Annotated in this window: 19 protein-coding genes and 1 pseudogene; 4 read left to right on the top strand and 16 right to left on the bottom strand. The window is 67.5% G+C overall.

The window, feature by feature from the left end:
• Nucleotides 1-32: 32 nt before the first annotated feature.
• The 10 genes from RT655_RS03820 to miaA all read right to left on the bottom strand — a co-directional run bounded on the left by RT655_RS03820 (nucleotide 33) and on the right by miaA (nucleotide 9,488).
• Nucleotides 33-1,796, bottom strand: coding sequence for a methyl-accepting chemotaxis protein (locus tag RT655_RS03820; protein WP_313535066.1), 1,764 nt, complete (start codon nucleotides 1,794-1,796; stop codon nucleotides 33-35).
• Nucleotides 1,797-1,906: 110 nt separating this feature from the next.
• A complete protein-coding gene (locus RT655_RS03815; RefSeq protein ID WP_313535064.1) occupies nucleotides 1,907-2,272 on the bottom strand; it encodes a dihydroneopterin aldolase in 366 nt (121 codons plus the stop codon).
• Nucleotides 2,265-3,038 (bottom strand): SDR family oxidoreductase, encoded by a 774-nt coding sequence (locus RT655_RS03810; RefSeq protein ID WP_313535062.1) that lies wholly within the window; start codon nucleotides 3,036-3,038, stop codon nucleotides 2,265-2,267. The genes RT655_RS03815 and RT655_RS03810 overlap by 8 nt, the downstream gene beginning before the upstream one ends.
• Nucleotides 3,038-3,658, bottom strand: coding sequence for a GTP cyclohydrolase I FolE (gene folE, locus RT655_RS03805; protein ID WP_313535061.1), 621 nt, complete (start codon nucleotides 3,656-3,658; stop codon nucleotides 3,038-3,040). The genes RT655_RS03810 and folE overlap by 1 nt, the downstream gene beginning before the upstream one ends.
• A 74-nt stretch (nucleotides 3,659-3,732) precedes the next feature.
• A complete protein-coding gene (locus RT655_RS03800) occupies nucleotides 3,733-4,332 on the bottom strand; it encodes a TMEM175 family protein (protein WP_313535059.1) in 600 nt (199 codons plus the stop codon).
• Nucleotides 4,333-4,396: 64 nt separating this feature from the next.
• Nucleotides 4,397-4,996, bottom strand: coding sequence for a YceI family protein (locus tag RT655_RS03795; RefSeq protein ID WP_313535058.1), 600 nt, complete (start codon nucleotides 4,994-4,996; stop codon nucleotides 4,397-4,399).
• A gap of 96 nt (nucleotides 4,997-5,092) precedes the next feature.
• The gene (ilvC, locus tag RT655_RS03790) at nucleotides 5,093-6,112 is read right to left on the bottom strand and encodes a ketol-acid reductoisomerase (RefSeq protein ID WP_093292976.1); all 1,020 of its coding nucleotides are present in this window, start codon (nucleotides 6,110-6,112) and stop codon (nucleotides 5,093-5,095) included.
• Nucleotides 6,113-6,162: 50 nt separating this feature from the next.
• Nucleotides 6,163-6,678, bottom strand: a complete 516-nt coding sequence (gene ilvN / locus RT655_RS03785; RefSeq protein WP_264608354.1) for an acetolactate synthase small subunit — start codon at nucleotides 6,676-6,678, stop codon at nucleotides 6,163-6,165.
• Nucleotides 6,679-6,723: 45 nt separating this feature from the next.
• A complete protein-coding gene (locus RT655_RS03780; protein ID WP_313535056.1) occupies nucleotides 6,724-8,469 on the bottom strand; it encodes an acetolactate synthase 3 large subunit in 1,746 nt (581 codons plus the stop codon).
• Nucleotides 8,470-8,561: 92 nt separating this feature from the next.
• Entirely contained in the window at nucleotides 8,562-9,488 is a 927-nt protein-coding gene (gene miaA, locus RT655_RS03775) for a tRNA (adenosine(37)-N6)-dimethylallyltransferase MiaA (protein ID WP_409530259.1), read from the bottom strand.
• Between miaA and serB the strand changes: the two genes are divergently transcribed.
• Nucleotides 9,487-10,365, top strand: a complete 879-nt coding sequence (serB, locus tag RT655_RS03770; RefSeq protein WP_313535053.1) for a phosphoserine phosphatase SerB — start codon at nucleotides 9,487-9,489, stop codon at nucleotides 10,363-10,365. The two genes, miaA and serB, sit on opposite strands and share 2 nt — an antisense overlap.
• A gap of 4 nt (nucleotides 10,366-10,369) precedes the next feature.
• Here the strand turns inward: serB and RT655_RS03765 are convergent.
• Both RT655_RS03765 and RT655_RS03760 read right to left on the bottom strand, forming a co-directional pair.
• Nucleotides 10,370-11,119: pseudogene (locus RT655_RS03765) on the bottom strand (MipA/OmpV family protein).
• 59 nt (nucleotides 11,120-11,178) lie between these two features.
• Nucleotides 11,179-12,072, bottom strand: coding sequence for an SPOR domain-containing protein (locus tag RT655_RS03760; protein ID WP_313535052.1), 894 nt, complete (start codon nucleotides 12,070-12,072; stop codon nucleotides 11,179-11,181).
• Nucleotides 12,073-12,204: 132 nt separating this feature from the next.
• On the opposite strand from RT655_RS03760, the gene RT655_RS03755 reads away from it, so the two are divergent.
• The 3 genes from RT655_RS03755 to RT655_RS03745 are packed head-to-tail and all read left to right on the top strand — an operon-like array spanning nucleotide 12,205 to nucleotide 14,470.
• Nucleotides 12,205-12,918, top strand: a complete 714-nt coding sequence (locus RT655_RS03755) for a ParA family protein (RefSeq protein ID WP_313535051.1) — start codon at nucleotides 12,205-12,207, stop codon at nucleotides 12,916-12,918.
• Nucleotides 12,919-12,923: 5 nt separating this feature from the next.
• Nucleotides 12,924-13,244 (top strand): hypothetical protein, encoded by a 321-nt coding sequence (locus RT655_RS03750; RefSeq protein WP_313535050.1) that lies wholly within the window; start codon nucleotides 12,924-12,926, stop codon nucleotides 13,242-13,244.
• Nucleotides 13,241-14,470 (top strand): SPOR domain-containing protein, encoded by a 1,230-nt coding sequence (locus RT655_RS03745; RefSeq protein ID WP_313535049.1) that lies wholly within the window; start codon nucleotides 13,241-13,243, stop codon nucleotides 14,468-14,470. Before RT655_RS03750 ends, RT655_RS03745 begins: the two co-directional genes overlap by 4 nt.
• A 4-nt stretch (nucleotides 14,471-14,474) precedes the next feature.
• On the opposite strand, the gene RT655_RS03740 is transcribed toward RT655_RS03745, so the two are convergent.
• From RT655_RS03740 to RT655_RS03725, 4 genes are read right to left on the bottom strand one after another with little or no spacing between them, the layout of a single operon-like run.
• The gene (locus tag RT655_RS03740) at nucleotides 14,475-15,695 is read right to left on the bottom strand and encodes a dihydroorotase (RefSeq protein ID WP_313535048.1); all 1,221 of its coding nucleotides are present in this window, start codon (nucleotides 15,693-15,695) and stop codon (nucleotides 14,475-14,477) included.
• Nucleotides 15,692-16,681, bottom strand: coding sequence for an aspartate carbamoyltransferase catalytic subunit (locus RT655_RS03735; RefSeq protein ID WP_084581839.1), 990 nt, complete (start codon nucleotides 16,679-16,681; stop codon nucleotides 15,692-15,694). The genes RT655_RS03740 and RT655_RS03735 overlap by 4 nt, the downstream gene beginning before the upstream one ends.
• Nucleotides 16,682-16,724: 43 nt before the next feature.
• Entirely contained in the window at nucleotides 16,725-17,186 is a 462-nt protein-coding gene (gene ruvX, locus RT655_RS03730) for a Holliday junction resolvase RuvX (protein WP_313535047.1), read from the bottom strand.
• 55 nt (nucleotides 17,187-17,241) lie between these two features.
• Entirely contained in the window at nucleotides 17,242-18,345 is a 1,104-nt protein-coding gene (locus tag RT655_RS03725; protein WP_313535046.1) for a DUF3089 domain-containing protein, read from the bottom strand.
• Nucleotides 18,346-18,444 lie beyond the last annotated feature (99 nt).

The raw sequence follows: 18,444 nt of genomic DNA, 5'->3' as shown, positions 1-18,444 counted from the left end.
TGTCCCCGAAAGGACAGGGGCTTCCTCTCCTATCAGTGCAAGGTCGCCAGCTCGCTGGCGTTGGCGGTTGTCCGCACGCTTGCAGAGCGATCGAAGCGGAATGCCCCGGCGCGCTGGGCGAGGGCGTTGACCTCGCTCGACAGATTACGGATCGCCGCCGAGGTCTGCTCGACCATCGCCGCGTTCTGCTGCGTCACGAGGTCCATGCCCTTCATCGCGGTCGAGACTTGGCTCACCGCCGCCGACTGGGCATGGTTGTCATGGTCGATCGCCGCGATCAGGTTGTGAACCGCCTCGACGTCGCCCGAGATTGTGTCGAGCGCGGTATCGGTATCGTGCACCGCATCGGCGGCCTGGAGGATGTCCGCCTGGGTCTCGCTGAGCATGTCGCGGGCTTGCTTCGCCTGATCCTCGGCGCAAAGTGCCAAAGCGGCAACGAGATCGGCGACGACCATGAAGCCCCGACCCGCCTCGCCGGCGCGGCCGGCCTCGACCGCGGCATTCATTGCCAGCACGCGAGTCTGGAAAGCGATCTTGTCGAGGCCTTCGATCACGCCGTCGATATTCTTGGCGCTGCCGCTCGCGCGGTCCATCGCCTGCACCGCGCGGGCGGTGGTGCCGCGGCCATCGCGGAGCGCCGTGGTGGCTTCGCCGGCGCGCTTCACGGTGTTGTCGGCGGCGATCATCGTCGCGCGAAGCCGCTCTTCGATCTTCGCCAGCGCCTCGGTCGCCTGGGCGAGGTTGGCGGCGCTCTTCTCGGTACGGTGGGCGAGGTCCTCGGAGCCGTGCGCCACCTCGGACGAGGTGTTGCGGATGTTCTCGGCGCTTTCGCTGACCAGTTGCACGCGGACGCGCAGCGAGGCGATCGCCTCGTTGATGTTCTGCCGCAACACTTCATATTCGGCCGGGAAACGGCGATCGATGGTGCGGGTCAGGTCGCCCTCACGCAGCGCCAGCAGGCCGTTGCCGAGTACCTCGGTCACCTCGCGCTGCGCCTCCAGCTTGCGCGCATCCGCCTCGCTCTGCGCCGCCGCGGCGGCACGATAATGTTCGAGGCCGGAGGCAATGCGACCCATCTCGTCGGTACGGTCCTGATAGGGGATGGCGGCAACTTCGCCCTTGGCGAGGCGATCGGTGAGCGCGGACAGCGTACCGACCGGCTCCAGCACGCGGCGATACATGGCAATGTAGAAGTGCGCGGCCTGGCCGCCAACGATCAGCGCCAGCACAAGCACGATGCCCATCGCGGTATAGAATTCGGACGTGCCGTGTGCCGCGACCCGCTGGTGTTCGGCCATCGCCATCACGACGAGCTTGTCCACTGCGGCACGGTGGGTGTCGTAGATGTCGGCGAGCTTCGCATAGCTGGCGTCGATGGCCATGCGATCGCCCCTGCGGGCAGCAGGCAGAAAGCCTTGATCTAGCTCGCCCCAGAACGCCTCGGCGGCCGGGTGCGCCTGCTGGAGCAGCTGTCTGCGCAGGCCGTTGTCGATGGGTGCCGTCTGCCAATATTTGTTGCGGTCCAGATACAGTTTTCTGAGGCCATCCAGCTTCTCGGCGCGCGCGCGCACCGTTTCGGGATTGCGTGCGATCAGCGTCGCTTCCAGGAAGGGTTCAATAATATATTCGGGGGGTGGGAGGATGTCCGCGATCAGATCGGAATTGCGTTGCTGTTGCAGCTGCACTTCGCCGCCCATCCGGATGCGATCCAGCCGCCAGGCCGCCAGCGAGCCGCCGACAACCAGAAGCGCCATCATGGCCAGTGCGCTGTTGCGAACGAAACTTGCAATCGGCATCACGATCCTCTGGTGACAGGCGCACACGCCCCCCGTGCGGGCCTTCGGCGGGGAAGGCCGTTTGGTAAATTATAGGGGGGAGGATCGTGGCCGGTCGGCCCGAATCGGGGTTATTGCTGCATATTCGTAAGAATACGGACGACCTCACACCCGACGCGGGCATCCGGGTAAACGTCCTGCTTGGCGGAGCGCACGCGCACCTCGACAACGCGCGGGTCGCGCATCGCAAGCGCCGCGATCTGCTCGCACAGCACTTCCTGCAACTCGAAATGGCGCGAGCGGACGAGCGCATGGATGCCCTCGCGGAGGAAGTCGTAATCGACCACCGCGTCGATCCGATCCTCGGGCACCTGGGGGTAACGGCAGGTCATCGCCACGTCGATGCGGACGCGCTGCGGGGCAGCGCGCTCCTCTGGATGGATGCCGAGGCCCATCGAGACCTCCAGCGCTTCGAGATGGATCACATAGTCAGGCATCGGGGCGGCGCTCGCGTCCTTCGAACATCACGTCGCTGTCGCGCGCGAGGAAATGCTGGCCGCAATCAACAAAGACATTCTGCCCGGTGATGCTGCGGCATTCGAGCAGATGCGCAACGGTGGCGGCGATGTCGGCGGGGTCGACCGGGCGGCGGAGCAGGTTCTGGGTCCCGGTGCGGGCGAACTCTTCCGCGCTCTGGTCGAGGCTGGGGAGGGTGAGGCCGGGCGACACCGCGTTCACCCGCACCCGCGGCGCCAGCTTCTGCGCGAGCATATGGGTGGCGCCGCGCAGCGCAACCTTGGAGCAGGTGTAGCTGAAGAAATCCGGGTTGAGGTTGTCCACCTTCTGGTCGAGCAAGTTCACGACGGCGCCATCCGCCAGATCCGCCTGCGCGGCCAGCGCCATGGCGAGGCCGACGGGGGCGGCCAGGTTCACGTGCATGTGCCGGTCGAGCAGCGCATAGTCGGCGATCGGCGCCTCGTCATAGGCGAACAGCGAGGCGTTGTTGACCACCGCGTCGAGGGGCGCGCCGAAGGCGGTGCGGCACGCCTCGACCAGCGTGGCGGGGGCTGCAGGATCGGCGAGTTCGGCGCAGACGATCGCCGCCGTCGCCCCGCCGGCGCGCAGTTCGGCAGCAAAGGTTTCTGCTTCGTCCGGCGCGTGATGGTGATGGATCGCCACGGCCCAGCCGCGCGCGGCCAGCCCCCGGCTGATCGCCGCGCCGATCCGCCGTGCGCCGCCCGTGACCAGCACCCGCCCGGGCATCAATAGCCCATCAGCTTGAGCACTTCGGCCCGGCTGCGCTCGTCCTCGCGGAACACGCCCATCATTCGGCTGGTGACCATGCCGACGCCGGGCGTGCGGACGCCGCGGCCGGTCATGCAGCCATGCTGCGCCTCGATCACCACCGCGACGCCCACCGGGTGCAGGTGGTTCCAGATGCAGTCGGCCACTTCCGCGGTGAGCCGTTCCTGCACCTGCAGTCGACGAGCAAAGGCGTGGAGGACGCGGGCGAGTTTGGAGATGCCGACAACGTGGTTCCTGGGCAGATAGGCGATCGATGCCTTGCCGGTAATCGGTGCCATGTGGTGCTCGCAATGTGACTGGAAGGGAATGTCCTTCAAGAGCACGATCTCGTCATAGCCGCCGACTTCCTCGAACACGCGCGAGAGGTGGTGCGACGGGTCCTCGGCATAGCCGGCGCAATATTCCTTCCACGCGCGGGCGACGCGCTGGGGGGTGTCGAGCAGGCCCTCGCGATCGGGATCGTCGCCGGTCCAGCGGATCAGCGTGCGGATCGCCTCGGCGACATGCTCGGGCACGGGGATCTTGGGCGGGGGGGCGACGATGTCACCGTCTACGGGGTCATGGTGAGGATCGTGCATATCTGAGTCCTTTCACCGCGCGTGGCGGGTTCGGACTGCAGAAACAGCAAAGTGGCTACAGGTGCAACCCGGGGTCAGCGTTCGAACAGCCGATCGAGCGGGCCGTCGGCGAGGCACCAGAGCAGCGCGACGAGCGCGGCGCAGGCGAGGCCGGCGGCGGGCGAGGCAATCGCGACCGCAAGGCCGACAAGGTAGAGGCCACAGGCCAGAGCGCTCTTGCGTAGCGTCCGGCGGTGGTAGCGCTCCGCTTCCGCCGAGCGTGCGCCAGTGCGGCGGATCACCCGCTGCAGCCAGTTATAGGCGAAGGAGGGGAGGAGCATCACCAGCATGTAGAGCAGCGTCGCCTCGCCGCTGAAATGCTGCTCGCCCAAATAGGCGGTGGCGAAGGGGATCAGCGAGAGGGTGAACAGCAGCACGATGTTTGACCAGAGCAGGGCGTTGCCCGCGCGGGTGGCGAACTGGAACAGCTTGTGGTGGTTTACCCAGTAGATCGCCACATAGGCGTAGCTGAGCGCATAGGCGAGAAAGACGGGCCATTGCGCGGCCAGCGCGCGCAATCCCGGCGCCTCGGGCGCGTGCAGTTCCAGCACCATGATCGTCACGATGATGGCGATCACGCCATCCGAAAACGCCTCGACTCGCTTGGCGCCGTCGCGGCCTTCCTGGTCCTGCATATCCGTCCTCCTGCCCGCGGCCGTAGTGGCGCAGGCAGGAGGGCAGGGCAATTAAACCAAGGGTTTACTTGGCCGAGAACGCCGCGTTGATGTGCAGCTTCACTTCGTCCGAGACGAAGGGGACATATTTGTCCATGCCGAACGCGCTGCGGCTGATCGTGGTGGTCGCCTCGAAGCCGAAGTTCAGCTTCTTCATCATCGGATTGGTGCCCGCGCCGACCAGGCTGGTCTCGAGCGTGACGGGCTTGGTGACGCCGTGCAGCGTCAGGTCGCCGGTGATCTGCGCCTTGGTGCCGCTCACGACGACCTTGGTCGAGACGAAGTGGATCGTCGGATACTTGGCCGCATCGAAGAAGTCCGGCGAGGCGAGGTGCTTGTCGAGCGCCGCGACGGTGGTGACGATGCCGCTCGTCGGGATGGTGATGTCCAGCTTGGCGTCGTTCGGCTTGGCCGGATCGATCGTCAGCGAGCCGGTGGCGCCGCCCGCCTGGCCGGTGAACTGGCTGAAGCCGAAATGGTTGACCTGGAAGTCGACCTGGGTGTGGCCGGTATCGACCGCATAGGTGCCGGCGGGGACGCGCGACGCGTCGGCCTGGCCGGGCAGTTCCTGGGCGTAGGCAGCCGGGGCGGCCGCGAAGAGGGCGAGGGCAAGGAGAGCGCGCATGGATGTTCCCTTCGGGTGGTTGCGTCGCTCCCGTAATGAGGCCGCCGGCCGCGCAAAGCTAGTGCGCAGCCGGCAACCCAAGGTTTCCGCCCGTGATCAGTTCTTCGACTGGTCGACCAGCTTGTTGGCACCGATCCACGGCATCATCGCGCGCAGTTCGCTGCCGACCTGCTCGATCTGGTGGCGCTTGGCGGCGATGCGGCTGGCCTTCAGCTCAGGCTGGCCGGCACGATTGTCGAGCACGAAGTCCTTCACGAAGCGGCCCGACTGGATGTCGGCGAGCACGCGCTTCATTTCCTTCTTGGTCTCTTCGGTGATGATGCGCGGGCCGGTCTTGATGTCGCCATACTCGGCGGTGTTCGAGATCGAGTAGCGCATGTTGGCGATGCCGCCCTCATACATCAGGTCGACGATCAGCTTGAGCTCGTGCAGGCACTCGAAATAGGCCATTTCGGGGGCATAGCCCGCCTCGACCAGCGTCTCGAAGCCGGCCTGGACCAGCGCGGTCGCGCCGCCGCACAGCACCGCCTGCTCGCCGAACAGATCGGTCTCGCACTCTTCGCGGAAGTTGGTCTCGATAATGCCCGAGCGGCCGCCGCCGACGCCCGACGCATAGGCCAGCGCAACGTCATGCGCGTTGCCCGAGGCGTCCTGGTGGATCGCGATCAGGCAGGGGACGCCGCCGCCGCGGACATATTCGCTGCGCACGGTGTGACCGGGGCCCTTGGGCGCGATCATGATCACGTCGATGTCCGCCGGCGGCTCGATCAGGCCGAAATGCACGTTGAGGCCGTGCGCGAAGGCGATCGCTGAACCCGGCTTCATGTTGCCCTTGAGATCGGCCTCCCAGATCGCGGCTTGGTGCTCGTCGGGCGCGAGGATCATCAGGATGTCGGCCCAGGCAGCGGCTTCCTTGTTCGGGAGCACCTTGAAGCCGGCGGCTTCCGCCTTGGCGGCCGAGGCCGAACCCGGGCGGAGCGCGATCGCGACTTCCTTGACGCCCGAATCGCGCAGGTTCTGCGCATGGGCATGGCCCTGGCTGCCATAGCCGAGGATGGCGATCTTCTTGTCGGTGATCAGGTTCAGATCGGCGTCGCGATCATAATAGACACGCATGGTGGTATTCTTCCCTTTCAAATCTGCGGTGCGCGGGTGCGCGGAAACGGTCAGGCGGCTTCGCGGCCGCGCGAGATCGCGACGATACCGGTGCGCGCGACTTCGACCAGCCCCACTTCGCGCATCAACTCGACGAAGCGGTCGATCTTGTCGATCGTCCCGGTGATCTCGAACACGAAGCTGGAGATGGTCGCGTCGACCACCTTGGCGCGATAGACTTCGGCGAGGCGCAGCGCCTCGATCCGGTGATCGCCGCTGCCGGCGACCTTGATCAGTGCCAGCTCGCGCTCGACATGCTCGCCCTTGGCGGTAAGATCGACCACCTTGTGGACCGGCACCAGCCGCTCGAGCTGGGCGATGATCTGCTCCATTACCGGTGCCGAGGCGAAGGTGACGATGGTGATCCGGCTGATCAGATCGTCGTCGCTGATCTCGGACACGGTGAGCGACGAGATATTGTAGCCCCGCGCCGTGAACAGGCCGGCGATCCGCGCGAGGATGCCGGGCTCGTTATCGACGATGACCGCCAGCGTGTGGCGCTCGATGGCTTCTTCCTTGATATGCATTTCTACCCCTTCGATCCTCCCGCATGGGGAAGATCCAAAATCCGGTCAAACTAGCGCCTTGGCCTCGTCGTCCATCTCGCCGGAGACTTCGCTCGCCTGGAGCAGCATCTCGGTGTGCGCGGCGCCCGACGGGATCATCGGGAAGCAGTTGGCCAGCTTCGCCACGCGGCAATCGACCAGCACCGGGCCGTCATAATCGAGCATCGCCTGGATGCCGTCTTCCAGCTCCGAACGCTTTTCGATGCGGATGCCCTTCCAGCCATAGGCCTCGGCCAGCTTCACGAAATCGGGCAGCGCGTCCGAATAGCTCTCCGAATAGCGCGACTGGTAGGTCAGCTCCTGCCACTGGCGGACCATGCCCATATATTCGTTGTTGAGGATGAAAATCTTCACCGGCAGGCGATACTGGGTCGCTGTCGCCAGTTCCTGGATGTTCATCTGGATCGAGGCTTCGCCGGCGATGTCGATGACGAGATCGTCCGGATTGCCCAGCTGCGCGCCGATCGCGGCGGGCAGGCCATAGCCCATCGTGCCGAGACCGCCGCTGGTCAGCCACTTGTTCGGCGCCTCGAAGCCGAAATGCTGGGCCGCCCACATCTGGTGCTGGCCGACCTCGGTGGTGATGATCGGTGCACGATGCTTGGTCGCCTCGTACAGCGCGCGGACGGCACGCTGCGGCATGATCGCCTCGCCCGCTTCGGGGAAGTCAAGACAGCGGCGCGCGCGCCAGCCCTGGATGCGGCTCCACCACTCGCCCAGATCGGGCTTGGGATGGCCGCGCGACTTCCAGCTTTCGACCATCGCGTCGAGCGCACGGGCGCAATCGGCGATGATCGGCAGATCGACGCGGACATTCTTGTTCACGCTCGAACGATCGATGTCGATATGCACCTTGCGGCTGTTCGGTGCGAACGCGTCCAGACGCCCGGTGACCCGATCATCGAATCGCGAGCCGACCGCGATGATCAGGTCCGCCTGGTTCATCGCCATATTGGCTTCGTAAGTGCCGTGCATGCCGAGCATGCCCAGCCACTGGTCCGACGAAGCGGGCAGGGCGCCCAGGCCCATCAGCGTCGAGGTGACCGGCGCGCCGGTCAGCGCCACCAGCTCGCGCAGCAGGCGCGTGGCTTCGGGACCCGAATTGATCACGCCGCCGCCGGTGTAGAAGACCGGGCGCTCGGCCGCGGCGAGCATGTCGACCGCTTCCTGGATCTTCGCCGCTTCGGGCTCGGTGGTCGGGCGATAGGTCTTGTGCTGGATCGGGCCCGGCGCCTCGTAACGCGCGGTGGCGACCTGGACGTCCTTGGGGATGTCGATCACGACCGGGCCCGGACGACCCGAGGTGGCAATGTGGAACGCCTCATGGACGGTCGCGCCGAGCAGTTCCGGCCGCTTCACCAGATAGTTGTGCTTGGTGCAGTGGCGGGTGATGCCGACCGTGTCCGCCTCCTGGAAGGCGTCGGTGCCGATCAGCGTCGTCGGCACCTGGCCGGTGATGACGACCATCGGGATCGAATCGAGCAGCGCATCGGTGATGCCGGTGATCGCGTTGGTGGCGCCCGGGCCCGAGGTGACCAGGACGACGCCCGGCTTGCCGGTCGACCGCGCATAGCCTTCGGCGGCATGCGTCGCGGCCTGTTCGTGGCGGACCAGGATGTGCTTGATCCGGCCCTGCTTGAACAGCGCGTCGTAAATCGGAAGCACGGCACCGCCCGGATAGCCGAACACGACTTCCACCCCGAGGTCGGTCAAAGCCTCGATCAGGATGTCTGCGCCGCTCTTCTCGGTCACCTTTGCCTCCACGCATTCGCAAAATAGGTTACTGTACGGAAAGATTCCGTCGGAGTGGCGCTGCTACCCGCACGAAAATGATGCGTCAACCCCTATTGAAATAACTTACTTTCAATTTGCTCGAGGTTTTTGTACGTATCCGTCTCTGCCGTCACCTCCCACCCCCCGGGAGGCTGGCGGCGGAACCAGGTGTACTGGCGTTTGGCATATTGGCGCGTGGCGGTGGCGCCCGCTTCCTGCGCCTGCTCGACCGTCCATTCGCCACGCAGCACCCTGCCGATTTCCTCGACGCCGATTGCGCGCAGCACCGGCGCGTCGGCGGGAATGTCGGTGCGGGCGAGCAGGGCGTGCACCTCATCCTCGGCGGTGGCAAGCATGGTGGCGAAGCGGCGGTCGATCCGCTCGCCCAGCCATGCGCGATCGGGGAGCAGGATCATCGCGACGACCTGGATCTCGTCGCCGATACCGCCCTCGCGGCGATCCTGCCACTCGGCGAGCGTGCGGCCGGTCGAGCGGACCACTTCGAGCGCACGGGCGACGCGGGTGGTGTCGGTCGCGTGCAGCCGAGCGGCGGCGGCGGGATCGGCGAGCGCTAGCATCGCATGCGCCTCGGCGACAGGCAGGGTGCGGACCTCGGCGCGGATGGCGGGGGCGATCTCCGGGATCGGGGCGATGCCGTCGATCAGCGTGCGCAGATAGAGGCCGGTGCCGCCGACCAGGATCGGCAGGCGATCCTCCGCATGCGCCTCGGCGATCGCCGCGCGCGCCTCGGCGGCCCAGCGTGCGGCAGAGCACGCTTCGGCACCGTCGATATGGCCGAACAGCCGGTGGGGCGCGCGGGCTTCTTCCTCGGCGGAGGGGCGGGCGGTGAGGATACGGAGATCGGCATAGACCTGCATCGAATCCGCGTTGATCACGGTGCCGCGATTCTTTTCGGCGAGCGCGAGCGCCAGCGCGGACTTGCCGCTGGCCGTCGGCCCTGCAATGAGCGCGACGCGCGGCAGCCCAGGGGAAATCATGTTCATTGCGACGCTGATAGCAGAAGGTCTCACCTCAGGGCAGCTGGAGGCGGCCAAGGATCGCCTCGCGACTTCAGGCTGCGCACCCGGCAGCTGGCGCTGGCTTGACGAAGGTGTCGCGGCGGACCTGCCGTTCACGGCGCGGCCCGATTCGGCGCGTACCGCGCTCGAAGGTGCGGTCTCCGGCGCGGACGTGATCGTGCAGGTGGAGGCGCATCGCGAGAAGAAGCTGCTCGTCGCGGACATGGATTCGACGATGATCACCGTCGAATGCATCGACGAGCTCGCCGACTATGCGGGCATCAAGCCGCAGATCGCCGAAGTGACCGAGCGGGCGATGCGCGGCGAGCTGGACTTTGCCGAGGCGCTCGATGCCCGCGTCGCGCTGCTGAAGGGCCTGCCCGAGTCCGCCATCGACCAGTGTCTTGAGGAGCGCGTGCGGCTGATGCCCGGCGCCCGGGCGCTGGTGCAGACGATGCGGGCGCGGGGTGCCCTCACGATCCTTGTCTCGGGCGGCTTCACCCGCTTCGCCGAGCCGGTCGGCACCCGGATCGGCTTTGACCGCCGCATCGCCAATGTGCTGGAGATCGACGACGGCAAGCTCACCGGCGCCGTCACCAAGCCGATCGTCGACAGCAGCACCAAGGAGACCACGCTGCTCGGCGCGATGGCCGAGCTGGGCCTCGCGCCGGAACAGACCATGGCAGTGGGCGACGGCGCCAACGACCTGGCGATGATCCGCAAGGCCGGGCTGGGCGTCGCCTATCATGCCAAGCCGATCGTCGCGGCTGCCGCCGGTGCACGGATCGATCATGGCGACCTCACGACGCTGCTCTATGCCCAGGGCATCGCGCGCGCCGACTGGGTCACCGCGTAAGGACTTAGCGAACGCCGCGGCCGAAGGTGTAGCTGAGCGCGAGGCCGCCCGAGACCTGGTTTTTCGATCCGATCCGCTGCGTGATTGGCGAACGATCTGCATCGCCGGTCAGCCGGTCATAGGCGAGAAAGCCGTACAGGCCCCATCGCTTGTTGAGCTGGCGGATACCGTTGGCCGCAACGCCCACGCTGTGCACGACATTGTCCCCGACCCGATAGACGGGAAGGCCGGTCACCGCGGCGTCGCGCGACGTGACGCCGAAATAGGCCCGGCGATATCTGGCGTCCGAGAGATTCACGCGCGGCCCGATCGCAGCCAGCCAGCGGTCGCCATCGCGCCGGACCTAGTCCAGTGCGAGCAAGCCGACCACGCCCTCATGGCCGGACACGCCCTTGCGCAGCTCGGCATAGGCGCGCAGCTGGGGCGTGAGATAATAGCCGGCGAACACGCCGGGCTCGACCGAGAAGCTCACCCGCGTGAGATCCGCGCCGACGCGTCGCCGGGTGCGTGCGCTCTGCAGCCCGATCGCAACTCCGGCCTCGAGGCCGTCGCGGTCGACGAAGGTGATGTTGGGACTTTCGTCCGCCGCCTCATATTCGAATTGCGCATCACCGCGCGCGATGGCGAGGTCGAACATCGGGCGTACCGCATTGTGGTCGGCCCCCGGATAGCTGGGCACGGCTTGCGCGCCGAGGGCGATCCGGTAGCGGCGCGGTGCTTCTTGGCCGTCGCCGGACTGGGCACAAGCGGGCATCGCGACCGCCGTGAGAATAGCCGTACACAAGGCGGTGCGTTGCATGGTCATTCTCCCCGTCAACGCTGGACTGCCATGCAGGGCTTGATCGCGCCACATGCTTTTTCGGCTTCCGCCTGAGAGACGAACGGGCCGATCAGCAATCGCGTGAGCTGCCCGGACTTGGGATAGAAGGGCTGACGACCGGGGAAATGCGTACGGATCTGCCCCCAGAGCCGCTCGGCATTGCCTGGAGTCGCGAAGGCGCCCAGCTGGAGCCGCCAGTTGCCGATGGCATGCGGCGGGATCGCCGTGGGGACGGTCGGTTTCGCCACCCGTGCAACGGCAGCCGGCGCGGGTTGCCGGGCAGGCGCGGGTTTCGGCACCGGCGCCGCCGCCATGCGCGATTCGCTTGCATAGCGCTGCGCGAGGGTTTGCGCTTGCTGGCGATCGGCCGCCGGAATGTGCTGGTCCATCTGGGCGAGGGTGCGGGTTGCGGCGTCGAGACCGCCGGCGGAAGCGCGCAGCATCAGCGCATAGGCCCGAACCCAGTTCTTTGCGACACCATCGCCGTTGAACAGCATGACGCCAAGCAGATATTGCGCGCGCGGCTCGCCATGTGCGACGGCCCGCTCAAGCCAGGGGACCGCCGCCTCACGCTTGCCGTTCTCGAACAGCATCATGCCGTAATTCGCCTCGCCGAGATCATGCCCCTGCAGCGCGGCGAGGCGATACCATTTCTCCGCCTCGACCATATCCACCGGCACCCCACGACCGAGCTTGTAGATCTGGCCGACATTGTACTGCGCATCGGCGTCACCCTTTTCCGCCGCTGGCCGCCACGCCTGCATCGCGCGCCCATAGTCGCCGCGATTATAAGCATCCACGCCAGCCTTCACGGCAGCGTCCTGCGCCCGGGCGGGGTGGGTCAGCCCGAGGCTGGCGACGAGCAACAGGGTGGCAGTCAGGCGCATGGCGAATCCCCTCTTTGGCGGCCGTTCGGACGCGGCGCCCGTGGCGTAGCCGCTTAGAGGGCTGCCGTTAACTCGATCTTATCCGCAGCCGTGGCAAGCAGGCGCGGGTTTCCATCGACGTCGAGAGGGTAGATGCGCGTCCTGGCGCTGGCTTCGCAAAAAGGTGGATCGGGCAAGACGACCTTGTCCGGCCATCTGGCGGTGCAGGCGCAGCGCAGCGGTGCTGGCCCGGTGGCAATGATCGACCTCGATCCGCAGGGCTCGCTAACCGACTGGTGGAACGAACGCGAGGCCGAAATGCCGGCGCTTGCCCAGACCAGCGTGGCGCGCCTCGCCGCCGATATCGAGCTGCTGCGTCAACAAGGCTTCAAGTTGGTGGTGATCGACACGCCCCCGGCGATTACCCCCGCAATCCTCACCGTCATCCAGGTTGCCGAGCTCATCGTCATCCCGACTCGCCCCAGCCCGCACGACCTGCGCGCGGTCGGCGCGACGGTCGAATTATGCGAACGCGCGCACAAGCCGCTGTTGTTCGTCGTCAACGCCGCGACGGCCAATGCGCGAATTACCGCGGAGGCGGCGCTGGCGCTGTCGCAGCATGGTACCGTCGCACCAATGATGCTTCACCACCGCACCGATTTTGCCGGATCGATGATCGACGGACGGACGGTGATGGAGGTCGAGGCCGGCAGCAAGTCCGCGGTAGAGGTGGAGAGCTTGTGGGCCTATGTCTCGGACAGGCTGGAGAAGAATTTCCGACGCACCGTCTTTGCCGCACCCGCCGCCGCTGCCCCGTTCGCCACCGCGCGTCCGGCAGGCGGCTTCGGTCGCCGCGTGGTGAATTGAGCGCGATGGAAAAGCCGATCGCCTCGCTGAGCGCCGGGCTGCTCGCCCGTAAGGAATTGGCGCGCAAGCTGGTCTTGACACGGACCGACGACGACGCCTTGGCGGCCCGACCGGGCCGGGCGGCACGTGGGACCAGGGACAAGGCCGCGTTCACCCTGCGGCTCGATGCCGAGCGCCGGTTGCGGCTGCGGCTCGCATCAGCGCTCACCGGCCGCTCAGCGCAGCAGTTGGTGACCGCCGCGATCGATACGATGCTGGCCGACATGGCCGAGTTGGAACCGCTCGCGCGCCGGATCGCCGCGCCCGAAGGACAAGAAACCGCATGAAGCCCCGCAAACTGATCCCGCTCGCTGCCGCGCTGCTCGCACTTGGCGGTGTCGCCACGAGCGGCGTGCTGGTGCACGGCGCCGCCTCGGCGGCAGTCGCAGCCAACGCCAAAAAAGCGGCGCGGGAAGCCCGCGCGGCGCAGAAGGCCCTCGCCGCGCACAAAGCCGCGGCTGCCGTCGCGCACGCCGAAAACGCGGTAGCGAACGATCCGCAGCGTGGTGACTATCGCACGCTGCTGGGCCAATCCTATCTGCTCGCGGGGCGCTTCACCTCGGCGGCCCAGGCGCTGCGCGACGCGCTGGCATTGAATCCCGAAGATGGCCGCGCGGCGCTTAATCTGGCGCTCGCCAGCATCGGCACCGGTGACTGGGGCGGCGCGCGGACGCTGCTCCAGACGCATACCGCGCGCATCTCCGCGACCGATCTCGGCCTTGCGACCGCGCTCGCGGGCGACCCGAACGCCGCGCTGGAGATACTTTCGCCCGCGGTGCGAGCGCCCGAAGCGACTGCCCGGACCCGCCAGAATTTCGCGCTGGCACTGGCGCTGGCAGGGCGCTGGGGCGAGGCCAAGGCCGTGGCCGCGATGGACGTCGCCCCGGACCAGCTCAACGCCCGGATGCTGCAATGGGCGAGCTTTGCTCGCCCCGCCAATGCCTATGACCAGGTGGCCGCAGTACTCGGCGTACAGGCCGTGCAGGACACCGGGCAGCCGGTCGCGCTCGCGCTCGCCAGGCAGCCCGATTTCGCGGCCGTGACGCCGGCACCGACGACCGCCGTGGCGCAGGAACCAGAGCCTGCGCCGGAGCCCATCCCGGTGCGTGAGCCCGTGCCGACGCCCCTGTTCACCCCTGTGCCGGTCCGCATGGCCAAGCCCAAGGCGGTCAGGCCGTTGCCGCCCAAGCCCACACCGGTGACGGTGGCGAGCGGCCCCTATGTCGTTCAGCTCGGCGCATTCGCCAACGCCGGCGTGGCGCGCGACGCATGGCAGAAGCTGAGCGGCCGCGTGGCGGCGCTGCGCCCGCTCAAACCCCAGGGCTCCACCGTGCCGAACGGCGCGGCGACGCTCTATCGCCTGTCCGTCGGCGGGTTTGCCCGTAGCGATGCCGATGGCGTGTGTCGCGCAGTCAAGACCGGCGGCGGCAACTGCTTCGTCCGCATGGCGGCGGGCGACGCGGTGGCGAACTGGTACAAACCCGCGGCCCGCGTCGGTGTCGCCGCGCGCTGATCGCTCAGACCCGCGCGCCCCCCTTGTAGAGCTGCAGCACCCGCCCTTGCGTGGGCAGGCGATCGAACGGCGTGTTGCCGGCGCGCGCATTCATCTTGCGCGCGTCGATGATCCAGGGCGTTTCCGGATCGAGCACGATCAGGTCCGCCGGCAGGCCCGGCTTGAGCGCGCCGCTGTCCAGCCCGAGGATCTTCGCCGGATTGGCGGCGAGTAGCCCGAACAGCTGGTCGAGCCCCAGCTTGCCGTCGCGCACCAGCGTGAGCGACAGCGCGAGCAGCGTTTCCGCACCCGCCATGCCCGGCTCGGCATCGGCGAAGGGCAGGCGCTTGGCCTCGGGACCGCGCGGATCATGGCCGGAGGCGATCACGTCGATCGTGCCGTCGGCCACCGCAAGCAGCGCAGCCTGGCGGTCGCTTTCGTCGCGCAAGGGGGGCGAAAGGCGGGCGAAGGTGCGGAAGTCGCTGATCGCGATGTCCGACAGCAGCAGATGCGCCGGCGTGATGCCGCAGGTGACCTGCACGCCGCGACGCTTGGCGGCGCGAATCAGGTCGAAACCGGCAGCGGTGGTAACCTGGCGGAAGTGGAGCTTGGCGCCGGTTTCCTCGGCAAGCATCAGGTCGCGCGCGATCGCGAGCGGCTCGGCGATCGACGGCGCGCTCGGCAGGCCCAGCCGCGCAGCGGTCTCGCCGGCGGTCGCGACGGTGCCGTCGGCCAGCCCGCCATCCTCGGCATGCGCGACGACGGTTAGGTTGAGGTCGCGCGCGTAGAGCAATGCCTTGCGCATCGTGCCTGCATTGGGAATCCAGCGCCGCCCGGTGGCGATGGCGCGGGCACCAGCGGACGCATTGATCGCGATTTCGGCCAGATCCTCGCCCTTGAGGCCTTGCGTCGCTGCGGCGAGCGGGTGGACCCAGAGTTGGGGCTTGCCCGAAACCGCGGCGCGGCGGACGATGCCGGGATCGTCGAGGACGGGCGACTGGTCGGGCATCAGCCCGACACGGGCGATCCCGCCGAAGCGGCAGGCGCCCTTGTCGACCGCGAACACGCCGAGGTCGACCAGCGCGGGGGCCAGGATTTTACCGGCTACGTCGACCACTTCGGCATCGGCGGGCGCATCGACCGCGCCGACCGCGGCGATGCTGTCGCCCTGGACCAGCAGGTCGCCTTCGGAAATCCCGCCTGCGGGGCAGACCAGCTTGGCGTTGCGGAAGAGGATGCTGTTCATGCCCAGCCCTCCACGCCGCGCGATCGTCGGGTAAGGACGTCGAGGCAGGCCATGCGCACCGCCACGCCCATTTCCACCTGCTCGGTGATCGCGCTGCGCTCCGGATGGTCGGCGACGATCGAGTCGATTTCTACGCCGCGGTTCATCGGGCCCGGGTGCATCACCAGCGCATCGGGCTTGGCCCGGGCGAGGCGTTCGGGGGTGAGGCCGTAGCGCATGTGGAACTCGCGAGTCGAAGGAATGTAGCCGCCGGCCATGCGCTCGTTTTGGACGCGGAGCATCATCACCACGTCGGCGCCTTCCAGCGCGGCATCGAAATCGGTGAAGGGGGTGACGAACATCCGGTCCATCGCCGGCGGCATCAGCGTCGAGGGCGCCACCACGCGCACCTCGGCGGCCAGCGCGGTGAGCGCGAGGATGTTCGAGCGGGCGACGCGGCTGTGGAGAATGTCGCCGCAGATCACCACCCGCTGACCTGCCACCGATCCGCGGCGGCGGCGGATGGTGAGCGCGTCGAGCAGCGCCTGGGTCGGGTGTTCGTGCCAGCCATCGCCGGCGTTGAGCACCGGGCAATCGACCTTGTCGGCGATCAGCCGCACCGCGCCCGAGCTGGCATGGCGGATCACGATCACGTCGGCGCGCATCGCGTTGAGCGTCACCGCGGTGTCGATCAGCGTCTCGCCCTTCTTCACGCTGCTCTGCGCGGCGTGCATGTTGACGACGTCGGCGCCGAGGCGCTTGCCCGCGATCTCGAACGACAGCAGCGTGCGCGTCGAATTCTCGAAGAACGCGTTGATCTGGGTGAGGCCTTCCAGGCGCTTGTCGCTCTTCGCGCGGCTGCGATTGGCCTCCACCCATTGCTCCGCTTCGTCGAGCAGGAACATGATCTCGTGGGGCTGGAGTCCCGAAATGCCGGTGAGGTGCCGGTGCGGGAAAACGGCGCTGCCCTGTATCTGGGCACCGGGGCGATGATCGGAGGTGTGCATTAAAGCCGCCGCCTAACGTTCGGCGCGCCGCTGCGCAACCCGGTCAGGCGTTCACCAGCCCGTCGATCGCGCCCTGAAGGATATAGGCGGCGGCCATCTTGTCGATCAGCTCGGCACGCTTGGCGCGGCTGGCGTCCTGTTCGATCAGCGTTCGCTCGACCGCAATGGTGGACCAGCGCTCGTCCCACATCAGGATCGGGAAGCCGAGGTCCTCGAGATTGCGGGCGAAGGCGCGGGTCGACTGGGTGCGGGGACTGTCGGTGCCGTCGAGGTTGAGCGGCAGGCCGATCACCATCCCGCGGACCTGCTGGGCGGTGATCAGCTCGACCAGCGCCGCCTTGTCCTTGGTGAACTTGGTGCGGCGGATCAGCTGGGCCGGGCTCGCGAAGCTCCAGCCGGCGTCGCAGAGGGCAGTGCCGATCGTTTTGGTGCCGACGTCGAGGCCGATCAGGCGGCCGCCTTCCGGCAGGACGGCACGGAAATCGCTGGGAACGGTGGTGATCACCGCGCGGCTATAGGGGAGGCGGGGCGGGGGTGCAAAGGCCTCACCGCAGTCGCGCTCAGGGCTTGTAGGCGGCCAGCCGGCGCGCGGCATCGGCGCGGACATTGGCCCAGAACAGGCTGTAGTCGAACACGTGGTAGTTGTTGCCCGGCAGCACATATTGCCCGAAGTCGGGCGGGGTCGCGCCGATGGTGAGGATGCCGCGACCGTCGCAGCGCGCCGGCACCCGGCCGGGCTCGAGATGCGCGGATTGCAGGTTCAGGTCCGGGATAAGCGATCCGAGATTGGCACTCGCCGGCGCCGAGTCGCCCGGCTTGCCGGTGATCGGGTTGGTGCAGAGCATCTTGGTGCCCGCGCGCGGCTGGCCGGTGAAGCCGTTGGTCGCGTCGAAGGTGTCGATGATCAGCGCCGGGTCGGCGGGCTCGGCGAAGCTCTGCCAGGACAGGATGCAGCCGGCCTGGTCCGGCCCAGTGCAGGCGGGCAGGCCCATCTTCGGCAGGTCGGCAGTGAGCGATACCGGCCATCCCACCACATAGGCGGCAACGACGCGCTTCGCGATCGGCGTACCCGCGACTCGCTCGGCGAGCAGGCGCGAGAGGTGCAGCGCACCCTGGCTGTGCCCCGCGAGGATGATCGGCCGGTCGCCGGCCTCCTGCAGGAACTCCTCGAACGCCGCCGCGACGTCGCGATAGGCGAGATCAAGTGCCTTCTGCGCCTGCGCCTTGCTGGTGAGAAACGCGCCGAAGGTCGCCTGGCGATAGCGCGGTGCCCAGATCGCGGCGCTGCCGTTGAACGCGCTCGCCTGCCCCCGCAGGAACAGCTCGGCGCGGGCATTGGCGTCCGGATTGTCGAGCGGGGCGTTCCATTGCTTGGTGTCGAGGAACGAGGTGGGGTGGATGAAGAACAGCGCCGCGCGGGGATTGGCCGCAGGCGTGTGCCCGGCCGGGGTCCACATCGCCGGGTTGCCCGGCTTGTCCGGCCGCGCGATCCACATCTCCGCCCTGGCATAGTCGCGCGGCGTTACCGGTGGCAGATCCGCGGCATTCCCCGCCGGCACCATGAACTGGCGCATCAGCTGGATGCCGTAGAGCCGATAGGCGAACATGGATGCAACGCCGAGCATGATCAGGATCGCAACCGCATAAAGAAACTTTCGGGCCAATCGGCCTCTCCATTGTGCAATGCAGCATAAACGGGCGGCGACGCAATCGCGTTCCGGCCAGTGTTGCGTGCGAAGGATGCAACCGCAAGTACCGATCCT

The sequence above is a fragment of the Sphingomonas sp. genome (assembly GCF_032114135.1).
Taxonomy (GTDB): domain Bacteria; phylum Pseudomonadota; class Alphaproteobacteria; order Sphingomonadales; family Sphingomonadaceae; genus Sphingomonas.
The sequence above is the reverse complement of the archived record's forward strand: the minus strand, read 5'-3'. Positions and strand labels throughout refer to the sequence as shown.